The 23,897-nt window shown below is 56.7% G+C and carries 19 protein-coding genes; 7 read left to right on the forward strand and 12 right to left on the reverse strand.

The window, feature by feature from the left end; genetic code table 11:
* Window positions 1-9: 9 nt before the first annotated feature.
* The 6 genes from AAGD24_RS12680 to AAGD24_RS12705 form a co-directional block, all read right to left on the reverse strand.
* A complete protein-coding gene (locus AAGD24_RS12680; RefSeq protein WP_036205143.1) occupies window positions 10-1,758 on the reverse strand; it encodes an ABC transporter substrate-binding protein in 1,749 nt (582 codons plus the stop codon).
* 258 nt (window positions 1,759-2,016) lie between these two features.
* On the reverse strand, window positions 2,017-2,292 hold the full coding sequence (locus AAGD24_RS12685; protein WP_007155504.1) for a DUF2160 domain-containing protein: 276 nt from the start codon (window positions 2,290-2,292) through the stop codon (window positions 2,017-2,019).
* 11 nt (window positions 2,293-2,303) lie between these two features.
* Window positions 2,304-3,110, reverse strand: a complete 807-nt coding sequence (locus tag AAGD24_RS12690) for a carbohydrate ABC transporter permease (protein ID WP_007155503.1) — start codon at window positions 3,108-3,110, stop codon at window positions 2,304-2,306.
* A gap of 10 nt (window positions 3,111-3,120) precedes the next feature.
* On the reverse strand, window positions 3,121-3,987 hold the full coding sequence (locus AAGD24_RS12695; protein WP_036205138.1) for a carbohydrate ABC transporter permease: 867 nt from the start codon (window positions 3,985-3,987) through the stop codon (window positions 3,121-3,123).
* Window positions 3,984-5,087, reverse strand: coding sequence for an ABC transporter ATP-binding protein (locus AAGD24_RS12700; RefSeq protein WP_041335501.1), 1,104 nt, complete (start codon window positions 5,085-5,087; stop codon window positions 3,984-3,986). Before AAGD24_RS12700 ends, AAGD24_RS12695 begins: the two co-directional genes overlap by 4 nt.
* Complete coding sequence (locus tag AAGD24_RS12705; RefSeq protein ID WP_041335502.1) at window positions 5,087-6,184, reverse strand: ABC transporter ATP-binding protein; 1,098 nt, start codon at window positions 6,182-6,184, stop codon at window positions 5,087-5,089. The genes AAGD24_RS12700 and AAGD24_RS12705 overlap by 1 nt, the downstream gene beginning before the upstream one ends.
* A gap of 338 nt (window positions 6,185-6,522) precedes the next feature.
* On the opposite strand from AAGD24_RS12705, the gene AAGD24_RS12710 reads away from it, so the two are divergent.
* A complete protein-coding gene (locus AAGD24_RS12710; RefSeq protein WP_379865316.1) occupies window positions 6,523-8,421 on the forward strand; it encodes a sigma-54-dependent Fis family transcriptional regulator in 1,899 nt (632 codons plus the stop codon).
* Here AAGD24_RS12710 and glpK read toward each other — a convergent pair whose 3' ends face one another.
* A complete protein-coding gene (gene glpK, locus AAGD24_RS12715) occupies window positions 8,422-9,894 on the reverse strand; it encodes a glycerol kinase GlpK (protein ID WP_379865318.1) in 1,473 nt (490 codons plus the stop codon).
* A 220-nt stretch (window positions 9,895-10,114) separates the two neighbouring features.
* Between glpK and AAGD24_RS12720 the strand changes: the two genes are divergently transcribed.
* Together AAGD24_RS12720 and glpD are read left to right on the forward strand one after the other, a co-directional pair.
* On the forward strand, window positions 10,115-10,873 hold the full coding sequence (locus AAGD24_RS12720; RefSeq protein ID WP_007155657.1) for a DeoR/GlpR family transcriptional regulator: 759 nt from the start codon (window positions 10,115-10,117) through the stop codon (window positions 10,871-10,873).
* 199 nt (window positions 10,874-11,072) lie between these two features.
* Window positions 11,073-12,602, forward strand: coding sequence for a glycerol-3-phosphate dehydrogenase (gene glpD / locus AAGD24_RS12725; RefSeq protein ID WP_228209758.1), 1,530 nt, complete (start codon window positions 11,073-11,075; stop codon window positions 12,600-12,602).
* A gap of 183 nt (window positions 12,603-12,785) precedes the next feature.
* Here glpD and AAGD24_RS12730 read toward each other — a convergent pair whose 3' ends face one another.
* On the reverse strand, window positions 12,786-13,904 hold the full coding sequence (locus tag AAGD24_RS12730; protein WP_075196277.1) for a porin: 1,119 nt from the start codon (window positions 13,902-13,904) through the stop codon (window positions 12,786-12,788).
* A gap of 407 nt (window positions 13,905-14,311) precedes the next feature.
* On the opposite strand from AAGD24_RS12730, the gene AAGD24_RS12735 reads away from it, so the two are divergent.
* A complete protein-coding gene (locus tag AAGD24_RS12735; RefSeq protein WP_379865321.1) occupies window positions 14,312-16,066 on the forward strand; it encodes an ABC transporter substrate-binding protein in 1,755 nt (584 codons plus the stop codon).
* 23 nt (window positions 16,067-16,089) lie between these two features.
* Here AAGD24_RS12735 and AAGD24_RS12740 read toward each other — a convergent pair whose 3' ends face one another.
* The gene (locus tag AAGD24_RS12740) at window positions 16,090-16,689 is read right to left on the reverse strand and encodes a uracil-DNA glycosylase family protein (RefSeq protein ID WP_350035480.1); all 600 of its coding nucleotides are present in this window, start codon (window positions 16,687-16,689) and stop codon (window positions 16,090-16,092) included.
* 122 nt (window positions 16,690-16,811) lie between these two features.
* Between AAGD24_RS12740 and AAGD24_RS12745 the strand changes: the two genes are divergently transcribed.
* Window positions 16,812-17,546, forward strand: coding sequence for a nitroreductase family protein (locus tag AAGD24_RS12745; protein WP_041335514.1), 735 nt, complete (start codon window positions 16,812-16,814; stop codon window positions 17,544-17,546).
* 12 nt (window positions 17,547-17,558) lie between these two features.
* Here AAGD24_RS12745 and AAGD24_RS12750 read toward each other — a convergent pair whose 3' ends face one another.
* Window positions 17,559-18,524 carry a glucokinase gene (locus AAGD24_RS12750; protein WP_041335516.1) on the reverse strand — a complete coding sequence of 322 codons (966 nt, stop codon included), beginning with the start codon at window positions 18,522-18,524 and terminating at the stop codon, window positions 17,559-17,561.
* Window positions 18,521-20,341, reverse strand: coding sequence for a phosphogluconate dehydratase (gene edd, locus AAGD24_RS12755; protein WP_036205117.1), 1,821 nt, complete (start codon window positions 20,339-20,341; stop codon window positions 18,521-18,523). The genes AAGD24_RS12750 and edd overlap by 4 nt, the downstream gene beginning before the upstream one ends.
* A 168-nt stretch (window positions 20,342-20,509) precedes the next feature.
* On the opposite strand from edd, the gene gap reads away from it, so the two are divergent.
* Together gap and pyk are read left to right on the forward strand one after the other, a co-directional pair.
* Window positions 20,510-21,517, forward strand: coding sequence for a type I glyceraldehyde-3-phosphate dehydrogenase (gap, locus tag AAGD24_RS12760; RefSeq protein ID WP_036205115.1), 1,008 nt, complete (start codon window positions 20,510-20,512; stop codon window positions 21,515-21,517).
* Window positions 21,518-21,587: 70 nt separating this feature from the next.
* Entirely contained in the window at window positions 21,588-23,036 is a 1,449-nt protein-coding gene (pyk, locus tag AAGD24_RS12765) for a pyruvate kinase (RefSeq protein ID WP_041335519.1), read from the forward strand.
* A 176-nt stretch (window positions 23,037-23,212) separates the two neighbouring features.
* On the opposite strand, the gene AAGD24_RS12770 is transcribed toward pyk, so the two are convergent.
* Window positions 23,213-23,860 (reverse strand): bifunctional 4-hydroxy-2-oxoglutarate aldolase/2-dehydro-3-deoxy-phosphogluconate aldolase, encoded by a 648-nt coding sequence (locus AAGD24_RS12770; protein WP_091641413.1) that lies wholly within the window; start codon window positions 23,858-23,860, stop codon window positions 23,213-23,215.
* Window positions 23,861-23,897: the final 37 nt, after the last annotated feature.

The raw sequence follows: 23,897 nt of genomic DNA on the forward strand, positions 1-23,897 counted from the left end.
TCTCAGAAATCAGCTCTCGCGAGCTTTTTCCCAGGTTTTGAGCAGCTCTTCGTAGCGGACGGTTTTGCCTTTCGGCTTTTCGTTGTCCAACTTCGGTTTGGGCGCGCCCGGCTGATCCAGCCAGTACTGGGGATCACGCGGCTCGTTCAGCTTCGGACCGCAGGTTTCCTGGACACTGGCACGTTCGAGACGCTCCATGACACGATCCTGTGCCTGCGCCAGTCCGTCCAGTGCTTTCTGCGGCGTTGCTTCGCCACTTGCAGCCTGAGCAATATACTGCCACCAGAGCTGAGCCAGCTTCGGATAATCCGGTACGTTGGTACCCGTCGGCGACCACTGAACGCGGGCCGGGCTGCGATAGAACTCCACAAGACCACCGAGCTTGGGCGCCATTTCGGTCATGGCATCCGATTCGATATCAGACTCGCGGATCGGCGTCAGACCAGCGATGGTCTTTTCCAGGGATACGGTTTTGGACACCGTGAACTGTGCATACAACCAGGCCGCAAGGCGACGCTTTTCAGGAGTGGACTTCATGAAGGTCCAGGAGCCCACGTCCTGATAACCCAGTTTCATGCCTTCTTCCCAGTAGGGCCCACGTGGAGAGGGGGCCATGCGCCACTTCGGGGTGCCGTCTTCGTTGACCACCGGCAGACCGTCTTCGATCATGCTGGCAGTGAAGGCGGTATACCAGAAGATCTGCTGGGCAACAGCGCCCTGAGCGGGCACGGGACCAGCTTCAGAGAATGTCATGCCCGGTGCCTCCGGCGGCGCGTACTTTTCCAACCAGTCAACATACTTGGTGGTTGCATACACAGCGGCGGGTCCATTGGTTGCACCGCCGCGGCTGACGCTGGCGCCGACCGGATGACATTCGTCAACACGGATGCCCCACTCGTCGACCGGCAAACCATTCGGCAGGCCCTTGTCGCCAGCGCCGGCCATGGAGAACCAGGCGTCTGTGAAGCGCCAACCCAGTGACGGGTCTTTCTTGCCGTAGTCCATGTGGCCGTAGACACGCTTGCCATCAATTTCCTTCACGTGTACGGAGAAGAACTCGGCAATGTCCTCATAGGCGGACCAGTTAACCGGAACACCCAGCTCATAGCCGTAGATATCCATGAACTGCTTCTTGAGGTCTTCGCGCTCGAACCAGTCGGCACGGAACCAGTACAGGTTGGCAAACTGTTGGTCAGGCAATTGATAAAGCTTGCCGTCCGGGCCGGTGGTGAAATCGAGACCGATAAAGTCATCCAGATCCAGTGTCGGCAGAGTCAGATCCTTGCCTTCACCGTTCATGATGTCCTCAACGGGCATCACCTTGCCATAGCGGAAGTGGGTACCGATCAGGTCAGAGTCGTTGACCCAGCCGTCGTAGATGTTCCGGCCGGACTGCATCTGTGTCTGCAGCTTCTCGATAACATCGCCTTCCTGGATCAGCGTGTGAGTCAGATTGATGCCGGTGATCTCACTGAATGCTTCAGCCAGAACCTTGGATTCATATTCATGAGTGGCAATGGTTTCCGAGACGACGTTGATATCCATGCCCCGGAACTGCTTGGCGGCCTGGATGAACCATTCCATCTCCTTCATCTGCTCTTCTTTGCTCAGAGTCGACTTCTTGAAGGACTCGTTAACCCACTTCTTGGCGGCATCAGAATACTGATCTGCACTGGCCTGAAAACTGAGCCCCAATCCCACCGAGCCAATCGCAGCGCTCAGAAGGAGGGTTTTCGGATATTTATTGTTCTTGAACATATCCAACCTCGTTCGTCTTGTTTTGGTGTGTTCGAAACGCGACAGCTTGCGCCAATACGTTTCGGCTTTCCCTATATAGCGTTCTGACCGCTATTCCTGGAAACGGAGCCGAATAGGGATGTTCGATTCCGATCATTAAAAAGAAAATAGTTCGTTATAGAAATTTTTACAACCGTTTTGAGCGATAAATCCTAAGATTCTTTCGGCCCTCCCTGACAAACGAAAATCAAAGGCACCCTCCGATGGCACCATTCCCCATCACCCCCAGCGCAACAGCACCAGGAGCCACGCCACCGACACCGCCAGCGCTACCCAAAGAGTAATGTCGCTGACAGCCAGGAACGCAAGGTGAATATAGGCCGCCGATAGCAGGCCGATGAAAAGACGATCCCCCCGGGTTGTCGAAATCGGCAGGAACCCTTTTCGCTCAGTACACGGCGAAACCACTTCGTAGACGGTCATCGTCAGCAAGATGCAGGCAATCACCGCAAAGAAAATCGCAACCGTTGGTGTCCAGTTCATCCATTCAATCATGATACGTCTCCTTATACCCGACCCAGTGCGAAGCCCTTGGCGATGTGGTTACGAACAAACCAGACCACCAGCACGCCGGGAATAATGGTGAGCACACCGGCTGCCGCCAGTACGCCCCAGTCAATACCGCTTGCCCCGACCGTTCGGGTCATGATGGCACCAATGGGTTGCGCGTCCACGGAGGTCAGGGTTCTGGCCAGCAACAACTCCACCCACGAGAACATGAACGCAAAGAAAGCAGCGACGCCAATACCTGACCGAATCATCGGCAGGAAAATCTTCACGAAGAACTTGGGGAAGCTATAGCCATCAATATAGGCCATCTCGTCGTACTCGCGCGGCACACCCGACATGAAACCTTCCAGGATCCAGACCGCCAGCGGCACGTTGAACAGGCAATGCGCAAGCGCCACCGCAATGTGGGTGTCAAACAGCCCTACTGATGAATAAAGCTGAAAGAACGGCAGCAGGAAGACGGCCGGCGGTGCCATACGGTTACTCAGCAGCCAGAAGAACAGGTGCTTGTCACCCACAAACTTGTAGCGGCTGAACGCGTAGGCGGCCGGCAAGGCAACCAGCAGCGTGATGGTCATGTTCATGGACACGTAGATCATCGAGTTGATGTAACCCGAGTACCAGCTTGAATCCGAGAAAATCACAGCGTAGTTGGCCAGGGTAAAATTCTGTGGCCATAACGTCAGGCCGCCGAGAATTTCCTGGTTGGTCTTGAACGACATGTTCAGGAGCCAGTAGATCGGAGTCAGCAGGAGCACGATAAACAGCGTCATCCCGAAGCCCTTGGAACGTGAATAGTTCATCACTCTCTCCTTATTTTTCTTTGTCGAGGTGAGTTATGGCAGTAAAGAACACCCAGGACACCAGCAGCACGATCAGGAAGTAGATCAGCGAGAACGCCGCCGCCCGGCCGATATCAAACTGGCCGATAGCCATGGTGGTGAGTGTCTGGCTCAGGAAGGTTGTTGAGCTGCCTGGCCCGCCACCGGTGAGAACAAAGGGCTCGGTGTAGATCATGAAGCTGTCCATGAACCGCAGCAGTACCGCAATCACCAGCACACTTTTCAGGCGCGGTAACTGGATATAGCGGAACACGGCCCACTTGGAGGCACGGTCAATTTCGGCAGCCTGATAGAAGGCTTCGGGAATGGCACGCAAGCCGGAGTAGCAGAGAAGAGCCACCAGGGGTGTCCAGTGCCATACGTCCATCAGCAGCACCGTCAGCCAGGCATCCACCGTGTCGCCGGTATAGTTGTAATCCAGCCCCAGCGCATTCAGGCCCCAGCCAAACAGGCCGATGTCACCACGGCCGAAGATCTGCCAGATGGTCCCGACCACGTTCCAGGGAATCAGCAACGGAATGGCCAGAAGGATCAGGCACAGAGAGGCCTTGATACCGGATTTTGGCATCATCAGCGCAACCCCGATCCCGAGGGGGATCTGGATCGCCAGCACAGCGCCGGAAAACAGGAACTGCCTGAGCAGGGATTCTCTCAGGCGCTCGTCAGCAAGCACTTCGCGAAACCACTCGGTACCAACGTAATAGGCGTTACCCGGGCCAAAGATATCCTGGACCGAATAATTCACAACGGTCATCAGCGGTATCAGGGCTGAAAACGCTACAAGTATGAAAACTGGCAGTACGAGCCACCAGGCACGATTATTGGGAACCTTATTCATTGGTCCTTCTCCTCTACCAGAAACTCGTCCACGTAAAGCTTCAGCCACTTTTCCGGAAAGCTGAGCTGAACCTGGCCGCCAACTGCAAAGTGCTGGTCTTCCGTCAGCCGAACCTTCAACGTTTCGAAATCCAGCTTGACTGTCATGACCTTGTAAGTGCCGAGGTCCTCGACATCCAACACCTCGGCTTCAAACGTATCGTCCGCCGGCATATCGGACGCCTGGATAAACTCCGGGCGAATACCGATCTTGAGATTGTTGGACTGCAGGCGCTGTAACAGCTCGACGTGTTGAACACTCAGCGGGACAACCGTGCTGCCGAAGCAGACCCCACGTGGGCAACGCTGAACCTCAATCAGATTCATGCCGGGGCTACCGATGAAATACCCCACAAATGTGTGGTTGGGCTGTTCGAAGAGCTCCGTTGGGGTGCCAAACTGAACAATCTGACCGCCGTACATCACCGCGATTTTGTCGGCGAACGTGGACGCCTCGAGCTGGTCGTGGGTGACGTACACCATGGTGATATCGAACTGTTCGTGAATCTGCTTGAGCTTGCGGCGCAGCTTCCACTTGAGCTGGGGATCGATAACCGTCAGCGGTTCATCGAACAGGATGGCGGACACATCGCCCCGAACCAGGCCTCTACCCATGGAAACCTTCTGTTTCTGGTCCGCGGACAGGTTCTTGGCCTTTTTCTGCAGCTCGCTCTCAATCTCCAGGATCTCCGCGATCTCATGCACCTTGGCCTTGATCTGGGACGACGGCACGCCGGTGTTCTTGAGCGGAAATGCCAGGTTCTGGTACACGGTCATCGAGTCATAGATCACGGGGAACTGGAAAACCTGGGCAATGTTCCGGTCCCTCGGGGACAGCTCGTTCACCCGCTTGCCATCAAACAGTACGTCGCCCTCGGAGGGCTGGAGCAAACCCGAAATGATGTTCAGCATCGTACTCTTGCCGCAGCCGGACGGACCGAGCAATGCATACGCCCCACCCTTCTCCCAGACATGGTCCAGCTGACGGATCGCGTAGTCATCGGGCCCGGCCGGAGTGTCGCTGTAACTGTGAGCCAGGGACTTCAAATGAATTTCAGCCATCAGACCGACCCTCCTGTGACGACCTGTGCCGGTGTGTGCACCAGGCTTTCGTCTTTATCGAATACGAACAGTTTGTTGATGGGCAGGTAGATCTTGATGGGCGAACCCGTGTGGTACTGGTGTACGCCCATCAACTGCATCACCATCTCGAAGTACCGATTGCGCACGTGCATGAAGGTTTCGGAGCCACTGATTTCACTGAGCTCAACCTCCATCGACATCTCGAGATCATCCTCATTGTTGGGGACCAGTCCGATGTGACTCGGGCGGATACCAAACCAGTAATCGCCGGGTTCGAGCCGTGCGAGTTCCTGAGTCAACGCATGATGGGAGTATTCGTCGAAGGTCACTTCCGTGTCGGTGACCCGGCCCTTGATCATATTCATGGGCGGCTCACTGAACAGTTGTGCCGCCAGGGTGTTCACTGGGTTACGGTAAACGTCCATCACCGGGCCGCTCTGAACGATCCGTCCCTCGTTCAGGAGCGTGGTGACACCTCCCAACGCCAGAGCCTCGTTGGCTTCGGTGGTGGCGTATACGGCAATGCATTGGCGTTCGCGGAACAGTTCCCGCAACTCAGCGCGCAACTCTTCCCGCAGTTTGTAGTCGAGGTTCACCAGCGGTTCGTCAAACAGGATCAGGGTCGCGTCCTTGACCAGGGCCCTGGCCATCGCCGTGCGCTGCTGTTGCCCCCCGGAAAGCTCCAGCGGATACCGCTTCAGCAAGGGGTCAATCTGCAGCATGTTCGCGGTTTCCTTGACCCGTCGGTCAATCTCGCTCTCCTTCATCTTGGCCAGACGCAGGGGCGAGGCGATGTTTTCGTACACCGTGAGGTTGGGATAGTTGATGAACTGCTGATAGATCATTGAGACATTGCGTTGTTGAACGCTTTGCCCGGTGACATCGTTGCCGTTGTAGATGAGGCGGCCGTCATCGGGCTTGTCCAGCCCGGCCATCAGCCGCATCAACGAGGTTTTGCCGGCCAATGTACGCCCGAGCAGAACGTTGAACGAACCTGCCTCAAACGTGATGTTCGCGTCGCGGATGTAATCGACTCCATCCACGACACGGGAGAGGTTCTCCAGCGTTAAGGACATAGGCTTTCCTTTGTTGTTCTTGTGGCACGTTATCCGCCGTCACCGCAGGCGACCGGCGAGAATTCGATTTCGAATACATAAAGGCAATGAGCATACCAATGTAGGTGAAAACCACGAGCAAATACGTAGACCATTGTTTTTATTGCCATTAAATTTCTGGAAAATTTCTTTATTGAAAACAAAAATGTTCGATATCAAACTTTTTGTTCAGTTTGAACATTGACCTGAACAACCAATGAGCACATTATTGAACATCGTAGCGAACAGATTCGCGGCCTCGGGCCACCCTGGCGGGGTGCGAAAAAACAAAACGAACTTCAGGAACGCGGAGGATTCGCGTGAAAAGGCAACAAGAGAGGGCGGAATACCGATCCATCATCGCGGATTCCTGGAACCGCTGTATTGGTTACGGGCTTCACCATGACTACGAACCCGAACCCGCGAACCTCGACGACCGTGCCCGGGAAACGCTGGAAAAAGACTACGAAGCGTTACTCAGCACAACAGAGACGGAAGTACTTCCCTACTACAACAACATCATGTCCAACAGCCGCTGCCTGATCCTGCTGGCCGACTCCCATGCCCAGGTCCTGAAGGGCTGGGGCGACAAACGCATTACCGAAAGCCATCTGCGGCCATGGTTCAGCGCAGGCGCCAGCTGGCACGAACGCTACGCTGGCACCAACGCCATCGGCACGTCCATCGCCACCCGCTCGCCCGTCCAGGTCCAGCGAAACGAACACTTTCTCAAACTCAACCGGAGCATCATCAGTTCTGCGGCGCCGATATTCGATACCGACAGAACCCTGGTGGGGGTTCTCAGTGCCTTCAGTGATGCCTACCTACCGCAGGCGCATACGCTGGGGATGGTTCGGCTTCTTTCGCAATCGGTTGAAAACCGTCTGATCGTCAGGCAGCTGGGGGGCGATCATTTTATCCTCACCCTCAACACCACGGCGGACAATATCGACAGCCCCTGGTCGGGACTGATCGCGTTTGACCCCAACGGCCGCATAGTTGCCTCCAATCAGCGGGCAGATCAACTACTCGGCGAGCCTTTGTCAGGGCGCAACCTGAACTCGCTGTTCATTGAAAACCGGAACCTGATACTGAATCACTCCCACAACACCCCCATACAGCTCACGACCACGAAACGAGTGCGGCTGTCAGGACTGTTGAAGCGGCCGGTCTCGCTCGACACCGTCACCACAAAGCCCGCGCGCGCAATACCCCGTGCCAGGCCCACGGAGCCAGGCATGGCTGGCGTTTCCATGGACGATATTGAACATGGGGATCCACTGGTCCGACGCTGTGCCGACCAGGCGAGGAAGGTTCTGGAGAGAGGCGTTCCGATACTGATTTGTGGTGAAACCGGTGTGGGCAAGGAAGTGATGGTCAAAGCCCTGCATGGAACCAGCCAACGATGCGCGCAGCCTCTGGTCTCCGTTAACTGTGCGGCGATCCCACCGGAGCTTGTCGAATCCGAACTGTTTGGCTACGAGGCCGGCGCATTCACCGGCGCCCGCGCCCAGGGTTCTCTGGGCCTGATACGCAAGGCCGACAAGGGCATTCTGTTCCTGGACGAAATCGGAGAAATGCCCCTGGCCGCCCAATCCCGGCTATTGCGCGTGCTGCAGGAACGGGAAGTGACACCGGTGGGCTCCACGGAACGCATTCCCGTGGACCTACTGCTGGTGTCTGCGACCAACCGCCCGCTCGCAGATCGAATCGACAATGGTGAGTTCAGAGCGGACCTCTACTACCGCATCAATGGCCTCAGCCTTGAGCTTCCAGCACTCAGGGATCGAATGGACCGGCGCGAGCTGATCCGCAGAATCTATCTGGAGCATCGTGACAGCGGCCAATCGGACACTCTGAACAATGAGGTAATGGCGGCGCTTGAGAATCACCCCTGGCCCGGAAATATTCGCCAGCTGGTGAACATCGTCCGCGTCGCCGTGGCCATTGCCGACGGCGACGACGTGCAACTCTGGCATCTGCCGGAGGATTTCCTGGCGGATTATGAGAGTCAAACCAGGCCCGAGCGCAAACCGGTATTCGATGCATCGCCCTACAGAGAATCGCCCCAGGCGAATGACAACTCCCGGAATGACACCATGGATCAGACACTGGTGGTCTACCGACAGTGCATGGGCAACGTGTCCCGTGCAGCCAGGGAACTGGCTGTCAGCCGCAACACCCTGTACAAGCGACTTCGGGATCTGGGTGTAAGGTAGTCATAGCTTGCGAATGGCTTTAAGCCAGCCGTCGTAGAGCTTGTCACGTTGGGCTTTAGTCATCGTTGCCTCAAAACTGCGGTCGCATCGCCACATACTGCTCAGATCCTCCAGGCTTTTGTAGACACCCGCCTGCAGGCCAGCCAGATAGGCCGCGCCCAGCGCGGTGGTCTCCACCAATGCAGGCCGATCGACCCGCGCCCCGAGGATATCCGCCAGGAACTGCAGTACCCAGTTGTTGGCCACCATGCCACCGTCCACACGCAGGGTAATGGGCCTTATGCCATCCTTCTCCATCGCCTTCTGCAGATCCTTGGTCTGATAGCAAACCGATTGCAGGCCAGCGGTCACGATTTCCTTGATCCCGGTATCACGGGTCAGCCCGAAAATCGCCCCACGGGCGTTGGGGTCCCAGTACGGTGCGCCCAGGCCCGTAAACGCTGGCACCAGATAGACCCCGTGGTCCACCGGTGTGCCTTCCGCTAGGGGTTCGGTCTCACAGGCGTCCCGAATCAGCTGCAATCCGTCTCGCAGCCACTGGATAGCCGCACCGGCGATAAAGATACTCCCCTCCAGCGCGTAGGCAGGCTTTCCGTTGAGGCGATAGGCTACCGTTGTGAGCAGGCGGTGCTCTGACGTCAGAGCCTTGTCGCCGGTGTTCAGCATCAGGAAACAGCCGGTACCGTAGGTGCTTTTCGCCATTCCGGTTTCAAAGCACGTCTGGCCGAACAGGGCCGCCTGCTGGTCCCCCGCCATACCCATGACGGACGTACCACCCAGCCGACCGTTACCGACGATCTGGCCGAAGTCCGCTGCCGAATCCATCACCTGCGGCAACAACGAGGCAGGAATGCCGAACAGGTCAAGTAGCTCCGGGTCCCAATCCTGATCGTGAATGTTGAACAACAGGGTGCGACTGGCATTGGTCGCATCGGTCCTGTGCTCCCTGCCGCCGGTCAGTCGCCAAAGAAGAAAACTGTCGATCGTGCCGAACGCCAATTCTCCGCGTTCCGCCCGTTGCTGGGCGCCCGGTACGTTGTCCAGTATCCAGCGAATTTTCGTCGCCGAAAAATAGGGGTCAATCAACAGCCCTGTCTTGTTGTTCACTGAAGGTTCAAGGCTTTGCTTCTTGAGCGATTCACACCAGTCCGCGGTTCGCCTGTCCTGCCAGACGATCGCCGGGTAGATGGTCTCGCCCGTTGCGCGGTCCCACAACACCGTGGTTTCACGCTGGTTCGTTATGCCAACTGCGACAACCTCATCGTTGTCACCACACCCCTTGGCCATCACGTCATCGCAGGTTTCCTGGACAGTACGCCAGATGTCTTCCGGCTCATGCTCGACCCAGCCGCTCGCGGGAAAATGCTGAGGGAACTCCTGCTGGCTCGTCGCGTGGATGTTGCCATCCAGGGTGAAAAGGATGGCGCGGGAACTGGTTGTCCCCTGGTCGATCGACAGAATGTACTGAGTCATAGTTGTTTTGCCTCGGGCCAGTGTTCTTATTTTTTCGTATTTTTACTTTTTTGAAAACAAAAGCCAACCCTTTTTGCGGGCGAAAACTTACCCGCATTTCGCAAGCCTCACACAAGCCCCTAAAAATGCTGCACAAAGGCACAAAACACTCTAAACTGAGTTCAGGTTTGAAATCGCTATTTCGTTCGTTACAGAAAAACCGTGAACCGGAGGAAGTTGAATGGCACAACGACGCCGACAGGACCTGATCATGGAGCTCATCCAGCAGAACGGCTTCGTGACCACCGAGCAACTGGTTGATCAGTTCAAGGTAACGCCGCAAACCATCCGCCGGGATTTGAACGACTTGGCCAGCCAGAAGAAACTGCGCCGACATCACGGCGGCGCCGGCATCGACTCCAGCACGGTGAACACTGCCTACCAGGCTCGCAAAATCATGGACCTGGAAGCCAAGGAGCGCATCGCTGAAGCACTGGTCGACATGATCCCCGACAACTCCTCCATGTTCATCAACATCGGCACCACCACGGAAACCATTGCCAAGGCCCTGCTTGAGAAAAACAACCTCCAGGTAGTCACCAACAACCTTCACGTCGCATCCATTCTTTCCGCCAAGGAAGACTTCCACATCATTATTGCCGGCGGCGAAGTGCGTAACCGCGACGGCGGCATCGTGGGTGAAGCCACTCGGGACTTCATCAACCAGTTCAAGATGGATTTCGGCATTATCGGTATCAGCGGCATCCACAGTGACGGTTCTTTGCTGGACTTCGATTACCGGGAAGTCCGGGTTGCCCAGTCCATCATCGAGAATTCCGGCCAGGTACTGCTGGCCGCGGACCATTCCAAGTTCGGCCGCAACGCCATGGTGCGCCTCGGCAGCATTGCTCAGGCAGATCATGTGTTTACCGATGAACCGCCTCCCGTCGAAATCCGCCAGCTCCTGCGTGAAAACAACGTGGAACTGCACCTGGTCTGACCCCTCCATCGCCGTAACCATCACCCAGTCATAGCCTGGCAGCGTGACTCCCAAAGCATTCGCCCATCTTTTTTCGTTTTTTTTCTGTATTTTCCTTTACGAATATATTTTGCTTTCGCATAATATGGGTATACGTTTCTGTGAAAATCGGAAAGAGCGCCGGAAGCGTCCTTTCATTGGCGTCAGGAGATGACTCGAGATGACCGAGGAGAACAATACATTTGACGTTGTCGTTGTGGGCGGTGGCGTCAACGGCACAGGTATCGCCATGGACGCCGCAGGCCGCGGCCTGAAGGTGTTGCTTTGCGAAATGAACGACCTCGCCTCAGCCACCTCGTCCAGCAGCAGCAAGCTGATTCATGGAGGTCTCCGATACCTTGAGCACTACGAGTTCCGCCTGGTACGTGAAGCCCTGGCAGAACGGGAGTCGCTGCTGCGAAATTCGCCACACATCATGTGGCCAATGCGCTTTCGGTTGCCACACCGCCCTCACCTTCGCCCCGCCTGGATGATCCGGACCGGACTGTTCCTTTATGACCATCTGGCCAAGCGAGAGGTCCTTCCTGGGTCGCGCTCCATAAAGTTCGATGAGAAGGATCCGCTCAAGTCGGACATCACCAAAGGTTTTGAGTATTCAGACGGCTGGGTGGATGATGCTCGCCTGGTGGTACTAACCGCCAAGAAAGCCCAGGAGTGCGGTGCCACCATCCTGACCAGAACCAAGTGCATCAATGCCGAGCGCGGCGCGGATTCATGGAACGTATCGCTTCAGGATATGAATGACGACAGTATCCACCACGTCTCCGCCAAGGTGATTGTCAATGCGTCGGGCCCCTGGGTAAGCCGGCTGTTCAGCGAAAGCCTGTCCATGAAAGCGCCAAAAACCATTCGCATGGTCAAGGGCAGTCATATTGTGGTGCCTCGCCTCAATCGGGAAACCGAGGCCTACATTCTCCAGAACGAAGACGAACGCATTGTGTTCGTCATCCCCTACGAGGACGAGTTCTCCCTGGTAGGCACCACCGACGTGGATTACGAAGGCGACCCGAAAAAAGCGAAAATATCACCGGAAGAAACCGAATATCTGCTGGATATCGTCAACTCGCACTTTAAACGCCAACTAACGGAAAGCGATGTGGTGTGGTCCTATTCCGGCGTTCGCCCATTAATGGACGACGAAGAAGGAGATGCCAAAAAGGCTTCCCGCGACTATTCGTTTGAAGTGAGCCGGGAAAAAGGCAAGGCACCGGTCATCTCTGTCTTTGGTGGCAAGATCACTACCTACCGCAAACTTGCGGAAGCTGCGACGGACAAACTCTGCCAGTTTTTCCCACACGCCCGCGGTCCGTGGACGAAAACAGGCATCCTGCCCGGTGGTGATTTCGAGAATCACGACACTCTCGAGGCAAGCCTGTCCGCAAAATACCCGTGGCTTCCCGAAGCGGTATACAGCCGTTACGTGCGTACTTACGGCACCAAGGCATACGACTTTCTGGGCGACGCAAAATCCATCCAGGATCTGGGATATCGGTTTGCCGGCACACTCTACGAGCGCGAAGTCGAGTATCTTATCAAGCACGAATGGGCGATGACGTCGGAGGACATTCTCTGGCGCCGCACCAAACAGGGGCTCTATGCCACTGAAGACGATGTTCGGGAGCTGGACAGATATCTATCCTCCCAGGCAACCCCGCAACCGCAAACCGTTGCTCTCCACCACAGCGCCTGAATCACTCTCTCAGGCATTTCGCTCCGGCCGGCCTCCCCCGCCCGGAGCTTTTTTGTGCCCCTTTACTGGCAAGCACTCCCCAGTACCCCTGGATACGAAAAAGCCGGATGCCTTACGGCACCCGGCTTTTCCTGCCCCACCCTTCGTCCAGTCAGTAGGGTGTATAAGGCTCTTCCGCTTCTATCAGAACGTCAGCTGTGAGCCAACAATGAACGCATCGTATTCACCCTGACCACCCTCTGTGCCCAGCGTCGTGTACTCGGCCATCAGGGTCAGGGCGTCCGTAGCGGCGTAACGCGCAAACACCATGGTCAGATCCGTATCGTTCGCGCTCGAGTTGATGTCGTCTTCACCCTCGCCGTAGCTGACACCCAATGTGGTGCGGTTGAAGCCGTATGTCGTCTCAACGTACCACTGACTGGCGTCTTCCTCGTTCGGATCCAGGCGAGCGGCAAATACGCCGTTCCCGGTACCGGACGTCATGGAATAGTTACCACGAACATTCAGGTTGCCGAGCGACACCGAACCACCAAAATCGACACCAGACATGGTGTAGTCGTCAAAGGTGCCGGTCTTCGAGTCTACATCCTGAGTAAAGGCACTTGACCACAACGAGAACATATCCGCGGTGTAGACCACGTTGCCCTCAATTCGGGGCGCGCTGTATTCCGCATCAGCTACGCCATCCACCTTGGAGGGGCTGAATACACCCACCTTGAATTGCAGACCACCCAGGCTATTCGAGGTATACATCACACGCGGCGTGAAGTTGGCGTAGAAGTAACCATTACCAATACGTCCCGCCGTTGCAGCCACCTGATCCGGGCCGCCGATCAGGCCGACACCCAGGGCACTGCCGTTGTCCCCGATAGCTGGAACACCAAAGATCCCGAAGCCCTTACCAATGTTGACCTGACCGAAATCACCGGCAACCGCGATCTCGGACACGCGGCTGCGGAAATTCGCATTGGCATCACCAGGCGCTATGTCTGCGTTCATCTGGAAGTGACCCGATACTTCCAGGCCATTCTGAGTGGGAGCGTAGATGTTGGTTTGCAGCGTAGCCGGGTTAAAGCCTGTGGTGATGGTAAACGAGTCTTCGTCCGTTGGATCGTCGTAGTTGCCAAGTACCGCGAAGATCGGAATGTGACCATTGAATCCCGCTCTCCAACCGCTGTCGGATTCGAACGTGGTATCAGCATATGCCGGCGCAGCAAACGCTCCGGCAACCATCGCAACCCCGGCCGCCAGCGCAGACAATTTGAAAGACTTAACATTCGCGCAGTTTTTGTTTTCGATCATGATAGCTTCCTATTATTGTTTGAGATTTTCTGGCCTATCAGCACTTCCTCTCGTTGGAACCTGAAATAACCTTTATATCAATAACTTGATGGGCTACCTCTTGCTAACAGACACTGTCATCTCGAACATTTATTGCGGTTTTTGGCCGCTTTCTGTTTTCGAGACAGAACAAATCTAGCGCGCTAAAGAAAAAATGGAAAGTTTTAGAACATATTTTATCTGAAATCTGCGCCCTTGCATGGCGCAAAAAACAACGAAACAATCAATATATTGTTGTTTTTGTTGACTTAATTACAAATACAGAAATGTCGATAAATTTTCGTTGACGAACCACAAAACGAACATTACTCTCAATAATGTAGTAAAACCAACAAAACACGTGTGACTAACAACAAGAAAGGTGTTCCATGAGGAAATGGCCAATTGTCGCTGCGACCACCTGTCTGCTGTGCTTCAGCGCAGCCGGTCACGGTTCAGATACGTTTAGTGCGTTGCCGGAAGCACGCAAGCAGGTCATCCATCAGTGGATTTCAGAAAATTTTCAGGCGTCCACGCTATCTACGGAGCAACAGGCAGAAGAGCTTGCCTGGTTTGCACACACCGCCAAGCCGCTGGAAGGCCTTGAGATTTCGGTTCTGTCAGAGAACCTGGCAACGCACCGTTACGAATCCGAAGTACTCGCGAAAGCGTTTTCCGACATTACCGGCATAAAGGTGACTCACGACCTGAAACCGGAAGGCGAGGTCATCCGGCAGGTCAACCTACAAAGGATCATGGCTGCCAAGGGTCGGTATGACGCCTTCGTCAACGACTCAGACCTGATTGGCACCCACGCGCGCACCGGTTGGGCACTGGCACTGAGTGACTACATGGAAGGCAAGGGGCGCGAGTACACGTTGCCCACGCTGGACCTGAAGGATTTTATTGGCCTGAGCTTCGTGACGGGCCCGGATGGAAAAATCTACCAGTTGCCGGACCAGCAATTCGCCAACCTCTACTGGTTCCGTTACGACTGGTTCCAGCGCCCCGAGTTACGCGCAAAGTTCCTGGAGCGCTATGGCTATGAGCTTGGCGTGCCATTGAACTGGTCCGCCTATGAGGATATTGCCGAGTTCTTCACCGTCCATGTGAAGGAGATCGACGGCGAGCGCGTGTACGGCCATATGGACTATGGCAAACGAGATCCGTCACTTGGATGGCGCTTCACCGATGCCTGGCTATCCATGGCGGGCGCTGGCGACCCCGGGCTACCCAATGGCCTGCCAGTGGATGAATGGGGAATCCGGATGGAGGAATGTCATCCTGTTGGCTCCTCCGTCAAGAGAGGCGGCGCCACCAACGGGCCGGCCGCTGTTTATGCCTTGCAGAAGTACATAGATTGGCTCAGAAGCTACGCGCCACCGGAAGCGCCAGAGATGAACTTTTCCGAGGCCGGTCCCGTTCCCGCTCAGGGCCAGATTGCCCAGCAGATTTTCTGGTATACCGCCTTCACGTCCGACATGACCACACCCGGGCTACCCGTGGTCAATGACGACGGTACGCCGAAATGGCGAATGGCACCCTCTCCTTACGGCGCCTATTGGTCGGAAGGCATGAAACTCGGCTATCAGGACGTAGGCGCCTGGACCATTCCCAGAGTGATGAGTGATCGCAGCCAGAAAGCGGCCTGGCTCTACGCCCAGTTCACCGTCTCAAAATCGGTATCACTTCAAAAAACGCTCGTGGGCCTGACGCCAATTCGCGAATCGGACCTGGACTCCCCGGAAATGCAGGCCAGAAGCGCGGAACTGGGCGGGCTGGTGGAGTTCTACCGCAGCCCCGCCCGTGAAGCCTGGACACCGACCGGTGTTAATATCGCCGACTATCCCAAACTGGCCAAACTCTGGTGGCCGAACATCGCCGATGCAATGTCGGGAGAACGCACAGCACAGCAGGCCATGGATAAACTGGCCGAAAGTCAGGACAGGGCGATGGCGGTGATGGAACGGAACTACACGGTCAAGAACTGCCCACCCCGTATCGCATCAGACGACGATGCAAAAGGTCGCGACTGGTGGCTCGCACAACCAGGAGCTCCGAAGCCGAAGTTGAAGAACGAAAAGCCACCGGGGAAAACCATTCGCTACGAAGATCTTCTTGCGCGCTGGGAAGAAGCCCGATAGGTGTACAACAGACACCTGGGAGCTCAGTCGTCCAGAATATCCTTTACCCGGCGGCGCAGCTCGGGAATAACCTCCTGCTCGAACCAGGGATTGCGCCGTAGCCAAAGGTTGTTTCTCGGGCTGGGGTGTGGCAACGGCAACATGGTCGGCCACACCTCCCGCCATTGCCTCACCCGCTCAGTCACCGACGTTTTCGCCCCTGGCAAGTGCCAGGCATGAGCGTACTGTCCAATCACCAACGTCAGCTCCACATGCTCCAGGCGTTCCAGTAGCAGGCCCCGCCAGGCAGGCGCACACTCCGGCCGTGGTGGCAGGTCACCGTTCTTTCCTGTGCCGGGATAACAGAACCCCATGGGCAAGATCGCCAGTTGCTGTTCGTCGTAGAAAGTGTCCCGGTCAATGCCCATCCAGTTGCGCAGCCGGTCGCCGCTGGGGTCGTTGAACGGCAATCCGGTATCGTGAACACGGCGCCCGGGCGCCTGCCCCACCACCAGCAAACGCGCTGACTGCGAGATCTGGATCACCGGCCGGGGCCCGAGGGGCAACTGAGCTTCACAGATCCGGCACTGGCGAACGTTCTCCACCAATTCACCAAACGGCATCCGGGAATAAAGACTGGTCATTTGTGCCAACCACTCCAGAAGAATAGGCCATTGCATACACAGCCACTTAACGTAACCATAAAGCCTCAACCCGTTAGCCACAAATCGACGATTCCGAGAACGGCACAAGGACTGCTCCGCCCATGAATGCCAAGTCAGATGTTGACTCCAACGCCACCCTGAATGCGTTTCGCGAGGTTGTTCGCAGCCGGCGTTCAGTACGCCGATTTACCGACGAGCCAGTGCCGGAACACGTGCTGGATGATTGCCTTGAGCTGGCCATGCTGGCGCCAAATTCCAGCAATCTTCAGCCCTGGGAATTTTTCGTGGTCAGGACCCCAGACCTCAAAACGCGTCTGGCCGACGCCTGCCTTGGGCAGAACGCCGCCAAAACCGCTCCCCTACTGATTGTCGTAGTCGCCCGTACTGACACCTGGCGAGAGCACTCCCGTATGGCGCTGGAGCAATGGCCGGAGGAAAAGTTGCCGGGCATCGTCGAGAAGTACTATTCCAGAATCGCACCCATCCACTACAACCAGGGGCCTTTCGGCCTGCTCGGTGCCGCCAAGAAAGCCGCCGGATTGTTTGTAGGCCTTTCCCGCCCTGTTCCCAGGGGCCCCTATTCAAAGAGTGAGATGAAAGTCTGGGCCACAAAATCCACCGCACTTGCGGCTGAAAACCTGATGCTGGCGCTGAGGGCCCACGGTTACGATTCATGCCCCATGGAAGGCTTTGACGAATGCCGGGTAAGACGGCTGTTGAAGCTACCGAGAAAGGGCCTGGTGACCATGGTACTGGCGGCGGGGAAACGCTCAGACAAGGGCGTGTATAACCGCCAATACCGCTTTGAGAGGGATACGCTCATTCACTACCTGTGAATGAGCGCCGGACTACACTTCCGGGTTGGCCAGCGCTTCGGCAGCCCCCAACAAACCGGTGTACCCATCCATCACTACGTAAACCGGCGTTGATTCCAGCAGGGGACGCATCCGCCCCTTGTCTTCGAAACCTTTCTGGAACGGGCTTTCCAGGAAGAAATCGATGAACCTGGGGAGAATGCCTCCGCACAGGTAAACACCCCCAGTGCCGCCGAGAGTCAGAACCCCATTGCCGGCAACGCGCCCAAGAATCTCGCAGAAGTGCCGCAAAGTCTGGCGGGCAAGCAGGTCAGACTGATCCAACGCGGCGGCGGTTATTTTCTCCGGCGCATCCAGGGGGGCGGCCACGCCCTGTATCTCCGCGTGGGCCTGGTAAAGGTTCAGCAAACCCTGACCACACAGGATACGTTCGACGGAAACGCGACCGAACCGGGCCTTCAGAATCCGCAGGATAGCCATCTCGGTATCGTCTGTCGGGGCAAAGTCCACGTGACCACCCTCAGTCATCAGCGGCACCCAGCCATGCTGCAACGGAACCAACCCTGACACTCCCAGGCCGGTACCCGGACCGATAACCAGCCGGGGGCGCGCCGCATTGCCTGGGCCGCCGCAAACGTGGACCAGCTTATCGGCACTGACATGGGGAACCCCGAGGGCCATGGCAGTAAAGTCATTGATCACCTTGAACGCGCCCCAACCAAACCGCCTGCGAACCTCCTCGCTGTCGAAACGCCAGTGGTTGTTGGTCATCCGCACCTGGGTGCCCTGGACTGGCGATGCTACCGCAAGACAGACATCCTGCACCTCCCCTACGCCGCAGCGGGCAAGGTAATCAACGATGGCAGCATCAAGATTGTCGTAGTCCCCGCAGGCAAGGACTTCAACAGCCTCCGGGGTAACGTCACCGGAGCGAACGAGAGCAAACCTGGCGTTGGTACCCCCGATGTCTCCTACCAGCGAGTAGTTGTCTTTCGTCATGCGTCGTGATTCCAGAAAAAGCTGGCGCCCTCTTCCGGGTTGCTGGCGGCTTTGCGCATCCAGCCAAACAGCTCCCGGCCCAGGCCGTGATGATAACTGCTCAGGTCCGCTTTTTCTGCCTCGCGGCTGGCAAATTCCTCAGCCGACACCTCAATCTCCAGTGTTCCGGCAACCGCGTCCAGATTGATCACGTCGCCATTGCGCACCCGGCAAAGCTCCCCACCATTCGCCGCTTCCGGATAGACGTGTATGGCTGCCGGCACCTTACCGGACGCTCCGGACATGCGACCATCGGTAACCAGCGCAACCTTATAGCCACGATCCTGAAGCACACCAAGGTACGGCGTCAGCTTGTGCAATTCAGGCATACCGTTGGCTTTCGGGCCCTGGAACCGGACCACCACAACGCAATCGCGGTTGAGGTCACCCGCATCGAAGGCCGCCTTGAGTTCGTTCTGGTCATTGAACACAACAGCCGGTGCCTTCACTACGCGGTGCTCCTCCGCCACGGCCGACACCTTGATCACGCCACGGCCAAGATTGCCATCCAGAACCCGCAATCCGCCGTCCGGCGCAAAGGGCTCCGCCGCTGTACTCAGCACATCCGGCTTGGCACTTTTCTCAGGCGCCGGCTTCCACACCAGCTTGTCATTCTCCAGTTCCGGCATTCGTGCGTACTGTTCCAGCCCATGCCCCACAACCGTCTCAACGTCATTATGAAGCAGACCGGCACTCAGCAACTCACGGATCAGGAACGGCGTTCCCCCCGCTTCGTGGAAGGCGTTCACGTCTTCCTGGCCGTTGGGATAAATACGCGTCATCGAAGGTACCGCCGATGACAACTCGGAGTAGTCGTTCCAGTCGACAATGATGCCGGCGGCTCGGGCGATGGCGATCCAGTGAATGGTGTGATTGGTGGAGCCACCGGTCACCAGCAGCGCCACCAGCGCATTCACGATACTCTTTTCGTCCACCATGTCGCCCAGACCCAACGTGCCTCCGTGGGGCTTGGACAGCCGGATAACCTGTTCGGTTGCCTCACGGGTCAAGGCTTCACGTAGTGGCGTACCCGGGTTCACGAAGGCCGACCCTGGCAGATGCAGCCCCATTACCTCCACCAGAAGCTGATTACTGTTGGCGGTACCATAGAACGTGCAGGTACCGGGGCTGTGGTAGGACTGGGATTCCGCCTCCAGCAGCTCGTCTTTACCGATCTTGCCCTCGGCGTAGAGCTGGCGAATGCGCTGCTTCTCTTTATTGGGCAGCCCAGACGGCATGGGACCAGCCGGCACCAGAATGGTCGGCAGGTAGCCGAAGCTCAGCGACCCGATCAGCAAACCAGGAACGATTTTGTCGCAGATGCCGAGCAACATGGTGGCATCGAACATATTATGACTCAGGGCGACCGACGTACTCATGGCGATGGTGTCGCGTGAAAAAAGGCTCAGCTCCATGCCCGGCTGGCCCTGGGTCACACCGTCACACATGGCCGGGGTGCCACCGGCAAACTGCGCCACCGAGCCCATTCCGTTGGCCGCCTTGCGAATCACGTCCGGAAAGTCCTGATAAGGCTGGTGGGCCGACAACATGTCGTTGTAGGCGGAGACAATGGCCACATTGGCCTTGTTCATGAATTTGAGGGTGTCTTTATCGGACTGGTTACAGGCGGCAAAGCCATGAGCCAGGTTGCCGCAGGACAGCGTGCTGCGCTGGGGTGACTGGGCTTTGAGCTCGCCCATCCTGTCCAGATAATCCTGCCGGGTAGCGCGACTGCGCTCGATGATCCGCTTGGTAACCGCGTCTACGGTCGGGTGCATAGTGGGTCTCCTGAAACTTGTTATCTAATTACTTTTTTATTCCCGTAAGTTTACTTTCTTTTTTTGCTACTTTCACCCGCCAGTCATTCATTTTTCCATTATTTGTTGTTATATTTACTACATCAGAAACTGAAACGAACAATAAACAAACAAATCTGGAGCCAGAACATGACTATTCGTATCGCAATTAACGGCTTTGGTCGCATTGGCCGCAATGTTCTCCGCGCACTTTATGAAAACGACTACCGAAATGAGCTTCAGGTGGTTGCCATCAACGACCTGGGAGACGCGGAAACCAACGCTCACCTACTCAAATACGACAGCGTTCACGGTCGCTTCAACGGCATTGTGAACCACGATGCCGAATCACTCTCCGTCAACGGTGACCGCATCGCCATCACCGCCATCCGTAACCCCGAAGAACTGCCGTGGAAAGACTACCATGTGGATGTGGTCTTCGAGTGCACTGGCCTGTTTACCGCCCGTGACAAGGCAGAGGGTCACCTCAAAGCCGGCGCACGCAAAGTCATTATCTCAGCCCCCTCTTCTGACGCCGACGCGATGGTTGTCTACGGGGTCAACGACGACGTTCTGACCGCCGAACACAACATCATCTCCAACGCCTCCTGCACCACCAACTGCCTGGCACCGGTTGTTGAAGCATTGCACAGGAAAATTGGCATTGAGAGTGGCCTGATGACCACGATCCACTCGTACACCAATGACCAGAAACTGAGCGACGTCTACCACTCTGACCTGTATCGCGCGCGCTCGGCCACCCAGTCCATGATCCCGACAAAAACCGGTGCAGCCGCAGCCATTGGCAAGGTGATCCCGGAACTGTCCGGAAAACTTGACGGACTGGCCGTGCGGGTTCCTACTATCAACGTTTCCCTGGTGGATTTCGGCTTCATCGCCAGCCGCGACACCACCGTGGAAGAAATCAACGAGGTCGTGAAAGCTGCAGCGGAAAACAACCCGGTCCTTGGCTACAACGCAGAGAAACTGGTTAGTGTGGACTTCAACCACAACGCCCTGTCCAGCATTTTCGACGCCAATCACACACGGGCCATGGGCCGTCACGCGAAAGTCATGGCCTGGTACGACAATGAATGGGGCTTCTCCAACCGGATGCTCGACAACGCTGTTGCACTGATGAAAAAGGCGAGCCAGTAACCCTGCTCACCTGCCATTTCGTCCAGCACAACCGGAAAGCTTCACTGAAAAACAAAAGGAAACTGGAACCATGTTAAGGCGCACCAAGATCGTCGCCACTCTCGGCCCCGCCACTGATTCACCGGAATCACTGTCAGCTATTATTGCTGCAGGTGTTGATGTTACGAGATTGAATTTTTCCCACGGCAGTGCGGAAGACCACATCCAACGCGCCCTGCGGGTGCGGGAATCTGCCGCCGCCAACGGCCGGTTTGTCGCCCTGCTCGCCGACCTCCAGGGGCCAAAACTCCGTATCGCACGCTTCGCGGAAAACAAGGTGACCCTCAAGGCCGGCCAGCAGTTTATCCTGGACGCCAGCATGGACAAGGAAGCCGGCAATGAAGAGCGCGTCGGCATTGACTACGAGCAACTGATTGAAGACGTCAAGCCAGGCGACATCCTGGTACTGGACGACGGCCGCATCGAGATGGAAGTCGAGTCCGTTGACGGCACCAGCATCTCCTCCCGCGTTCTTATCGGCGGCCCCCTGTCCAACAACAAGGGCCTCAACAAGCGCGGCGGCGGCCTCTCCGCCGAAGCCCTGACCGAGAAAGACAAGCAGGACATCAAAACCGCCGCCCGCCTGGGCGCCGATTATGTCGCGGTGTCGTTTGTACGCACCGCCGAAGACATGCACGTTGCCCGCCGCCTGCTGAAGGAAGCTGGCTCGGAAGCACGCCTGGTTGCCAAGATTGAACGCGCGGAACTGGCCCACGATAACGCCGCCCTGGATGCGGTCATCGATGCGTCGGACGCGGTTATGGTGGCCAGGGGCGACCTAGCTGTTGAGATTGGCGACGCCGAGCTGGTGGGCGTTCAGAAGCACATCATCAACCGCGCCCGCGCCCTGAACACGGTGGTGATTACCGCCACCCAGATGATGGAGTCGATGATCGAAAACCCGATGCCGACCCGGGCGGAGGTTTCCGACGTGGCGAACGCGGTGATGGACTACACCGACGCGGTCATGCTGTCAGCAGAAACGGCGGTCGGCGACTACCCCACGGAAGCGGTGGAAGCCATGGTGCGAATTTGCATGGGCGCAGAAAAGCATCCGTCGATGCATCAGTCCAAGCACCGCATTCATGAAAGCATGGAGCATGTGGATGAGGCGATCGCCCTGTCTGCCATGTACGCGGCCAATCACCTGGATGGTGTGACGTCGATTATCTGCATGTCGGAAACCGGTGCCACTCCCCTGCTGATGTCGCGCATCAAATCCAGCCTTCCGATTTTCGCCTTCTCGCGCAATCATTCTACCCAGCATCGGGTAACGATGTTCCGTGGTGTACAGACGGTACCCTTTGATTCGGCGACGATTCCGCCCGAGCAGACAAACTCGCGCGCGGTGGCTGAGCTGGTTCGGATGGGGGCCGTCAAAGAGGGTGACCTGGTGGTGATTACCAAGGGCGATTATGTGAATGCCCAGGGCGGCACGAACACTATGAAGATTGTTCGTGTTGGGGCTGATATTCGCTAGACGGGAATTGGGAGGTCTCGTCTTTTGTAGCCTGATGGTTTTGGTGCCTTGAGGCTGCGGGGCGGGGCTTCCCAAAACCGCTACGAGCACATCCATGTGCTCGTAGCGTTTCCCGAACGGCCCTGCCACCAACCGCGAAAACTCCAATCAATCAGGCTACAGACCAATAGGAAAACTTAAAGGTCAGCAAGGCTCCCACGAACAATCTCAGAAATCTGCCCCCAATCGCCAGAAGCAACGGCATCACCAGGGGTCAACCAGGTGCCACCAACGGCCGAGACGTTCTTAAGGGCCAGATAGTCCTTGGCAGTGTTGCGGCGGATACCGCCGGTCGGGCAGAAGGTAACGTCCGGGAAAGGGCCAGAGAAAGCCTTCAGGGCGGGGATACCGCCGGCGACTTCGGCTGGGAAGAACTTGAATTCACGGTAGCCAAGGTTGTAGCCAACCATCAGCTCCGAAATCGTTGAAATACCCGGTAGCAACGGCGCTTCCGAAGTCACACCGAACTCCAGAATGGCCTCGGTGACGCCAGGCGTGATCACGAACTGGGCGCCGGCGGCTTCAACCTGCCGGTACTGGGCAATGCTGGTGACCGTGCCCGCCCCAACCCAGGCATCCGGGATCGCTTTTCGTACCTGCTCAATGGCCTTCACGCCATGAGGGGTACGCAAGGTGATTTCCAGTACTCGAATGCCACCATCAACCAAAGCCTGACACAGTGGCAGCGCTTCGTCCGGGTGGTTAATGGTAATCACCGGAACAAGCGGGGAAGCGTTCAAGACCGCCTGGACGCGCTCGCGGTGGAAGTCAGACAATTGGTTCATACATATCTCCGGTATAACAAATCTCGGGCGAACAGCC

The organism is Marinobacter sp. M5B, assembly GCF_042604615.1.
GTDB lineage: Bacteria > Pseudomonadota > Gammaproteobacteria > Pseudomonadales > Oleiphilaceae > Marinobacter > Marinobacter salarius.

What these genes read in the sequence shown, in the direction of transcription:
- AAGD24_RS12680 (WP_036205143.1), bottom strand. Translation starts at nt 1,758, where the DNA reads ATGTTCAAGAACAATAAATATCCGAAAACCCTCCTTCTGAGCGCTGCG.
- AAGD24_RS12685 (WP_007155504.1), bottom strand. Translation starts at nt 2,292, where the DNA reads ATGATTGAATGGATGAACTGGACACCAACGGTTGCGATTTTCTTTGCG.
- AAGD24_RS12690 (WP_007155503.1), bottom strand. Translation starts at nt 3,110, where the DNA reads ATGAACTATTCACGTTCCAAGGGCTTCGGGATGACGCTGTTTATCGTG.
- AAGD24_RS12695 (WP_036205138.1), bottom strand. Translation starts at nt 3,987, where the DNA reads ATGAATAAGGTTCCCAATAATCGTGCCTGGTGGCTCGTACTGCCAGTT.
- AAGD24_RS12700 (WP_041335501.1), bottom strand. Translation starts at nt 5,087, where the DNA reads ATGGCTGAAATTCATTTGAAGTCCCTGGCTCACAGTTACAGCGACACT.
- AAGD24_RS12705 (WP_041335502.1), bottom strand. Translation starts at nt 6,184, where the DNA reads ATGTCCTTAACGCTGGAGAACCTCTCCCGTGTCGTGGATGGAGTCGAT.
- glpK (WP_379865318.1), bottom strand. Translation starts at nt 9,894, where the DNA reads ATGACTCAGTACATTCTGTCGATCGACCAGGGGACAACCAGTTCCCGC.
- AAGD24_RS12720 (WP_007155657.1), top strand. Translation starts at nt 10,115, where the DNA reads ATGGCACAACGACGCCGACAGGACCTGATCATGGAGCTCATCCAGCAG.
- glpD (WP_228209758.1), top strand. Translation starts at nt 11,073, where the DNA reads ATGACCGAGGAGAACAATACATTTGACGTTGTCGTTGTGGGCGGTGGC.
- AAGD24_RS12730 (WP_075196277.1), bottom strand. Translation starts at nt 13,904, where the DNA reads ATGATCGAAAACAAAAACTGCGCGAATGTTAAGTCTTTCAAATTGTCT.
- AAGD24_RS12735 (WP_379865321.1), top strand. Translation starts at nt 14,312, where the DNA reads ATGAGGAAATGGCCAATTGTCGCTGCGACCACCTGTCTGCTGTGCTTC.
- AAGD24_RS12740 (WP_350035480.1), bottom strand. Translation starts at nt 16,689, where the DNA reads ATGACCAGTCTTTATTCCCGGATGCCGTTTGGTGAATTGGTGGAGAAC.
- AAGD24_RS12745 (WP_041335514.1), top strand. Translation starts at nt 16,812, where the DNA reads ATGAATGCCAAGTCAGATGTTGACTCCAACGCCACCCTGAATGCGTTT.
- AAGD24_RS12750 (WP_041335516.1), bottom strand. Translation starts at nt 18,524, where the DNA reads ATGACGAAAGACAACTACTCGCTGGTAGGAGACATCGGGGGTACCAAC.
- edd (WP_036205117.1), bottom strand. Translation starts at nt 20,341, where the DNA reads ATGCACCCGACCGTAGACGCGGTTACCAAGCGGATCATCGAGCGCAGT.
- gap (WP_036205115.1), top strand. Translation starts at nt 20,510, where the DNA reads ATGACTATTCGTATCGCAATTAACGGCTTTGGTCGCATTGGCCGCAAT.
- pyk (WP_041335519.1), top strand. Translation starts at nt 21,588, where the DNA reads ATGTTAAGGCGCACCAAGATCGTCGCCACTCTCGGCCCCGCCACTGAT.
- AAGD24_RS12770 (WP_091641413.1), bottom strand. Translation starts at nt 23,860, where the DNA reads ATGAACCAATTGTCTGACTTCCACCGCGAGCGCGTCCAGGCGGTCTTG.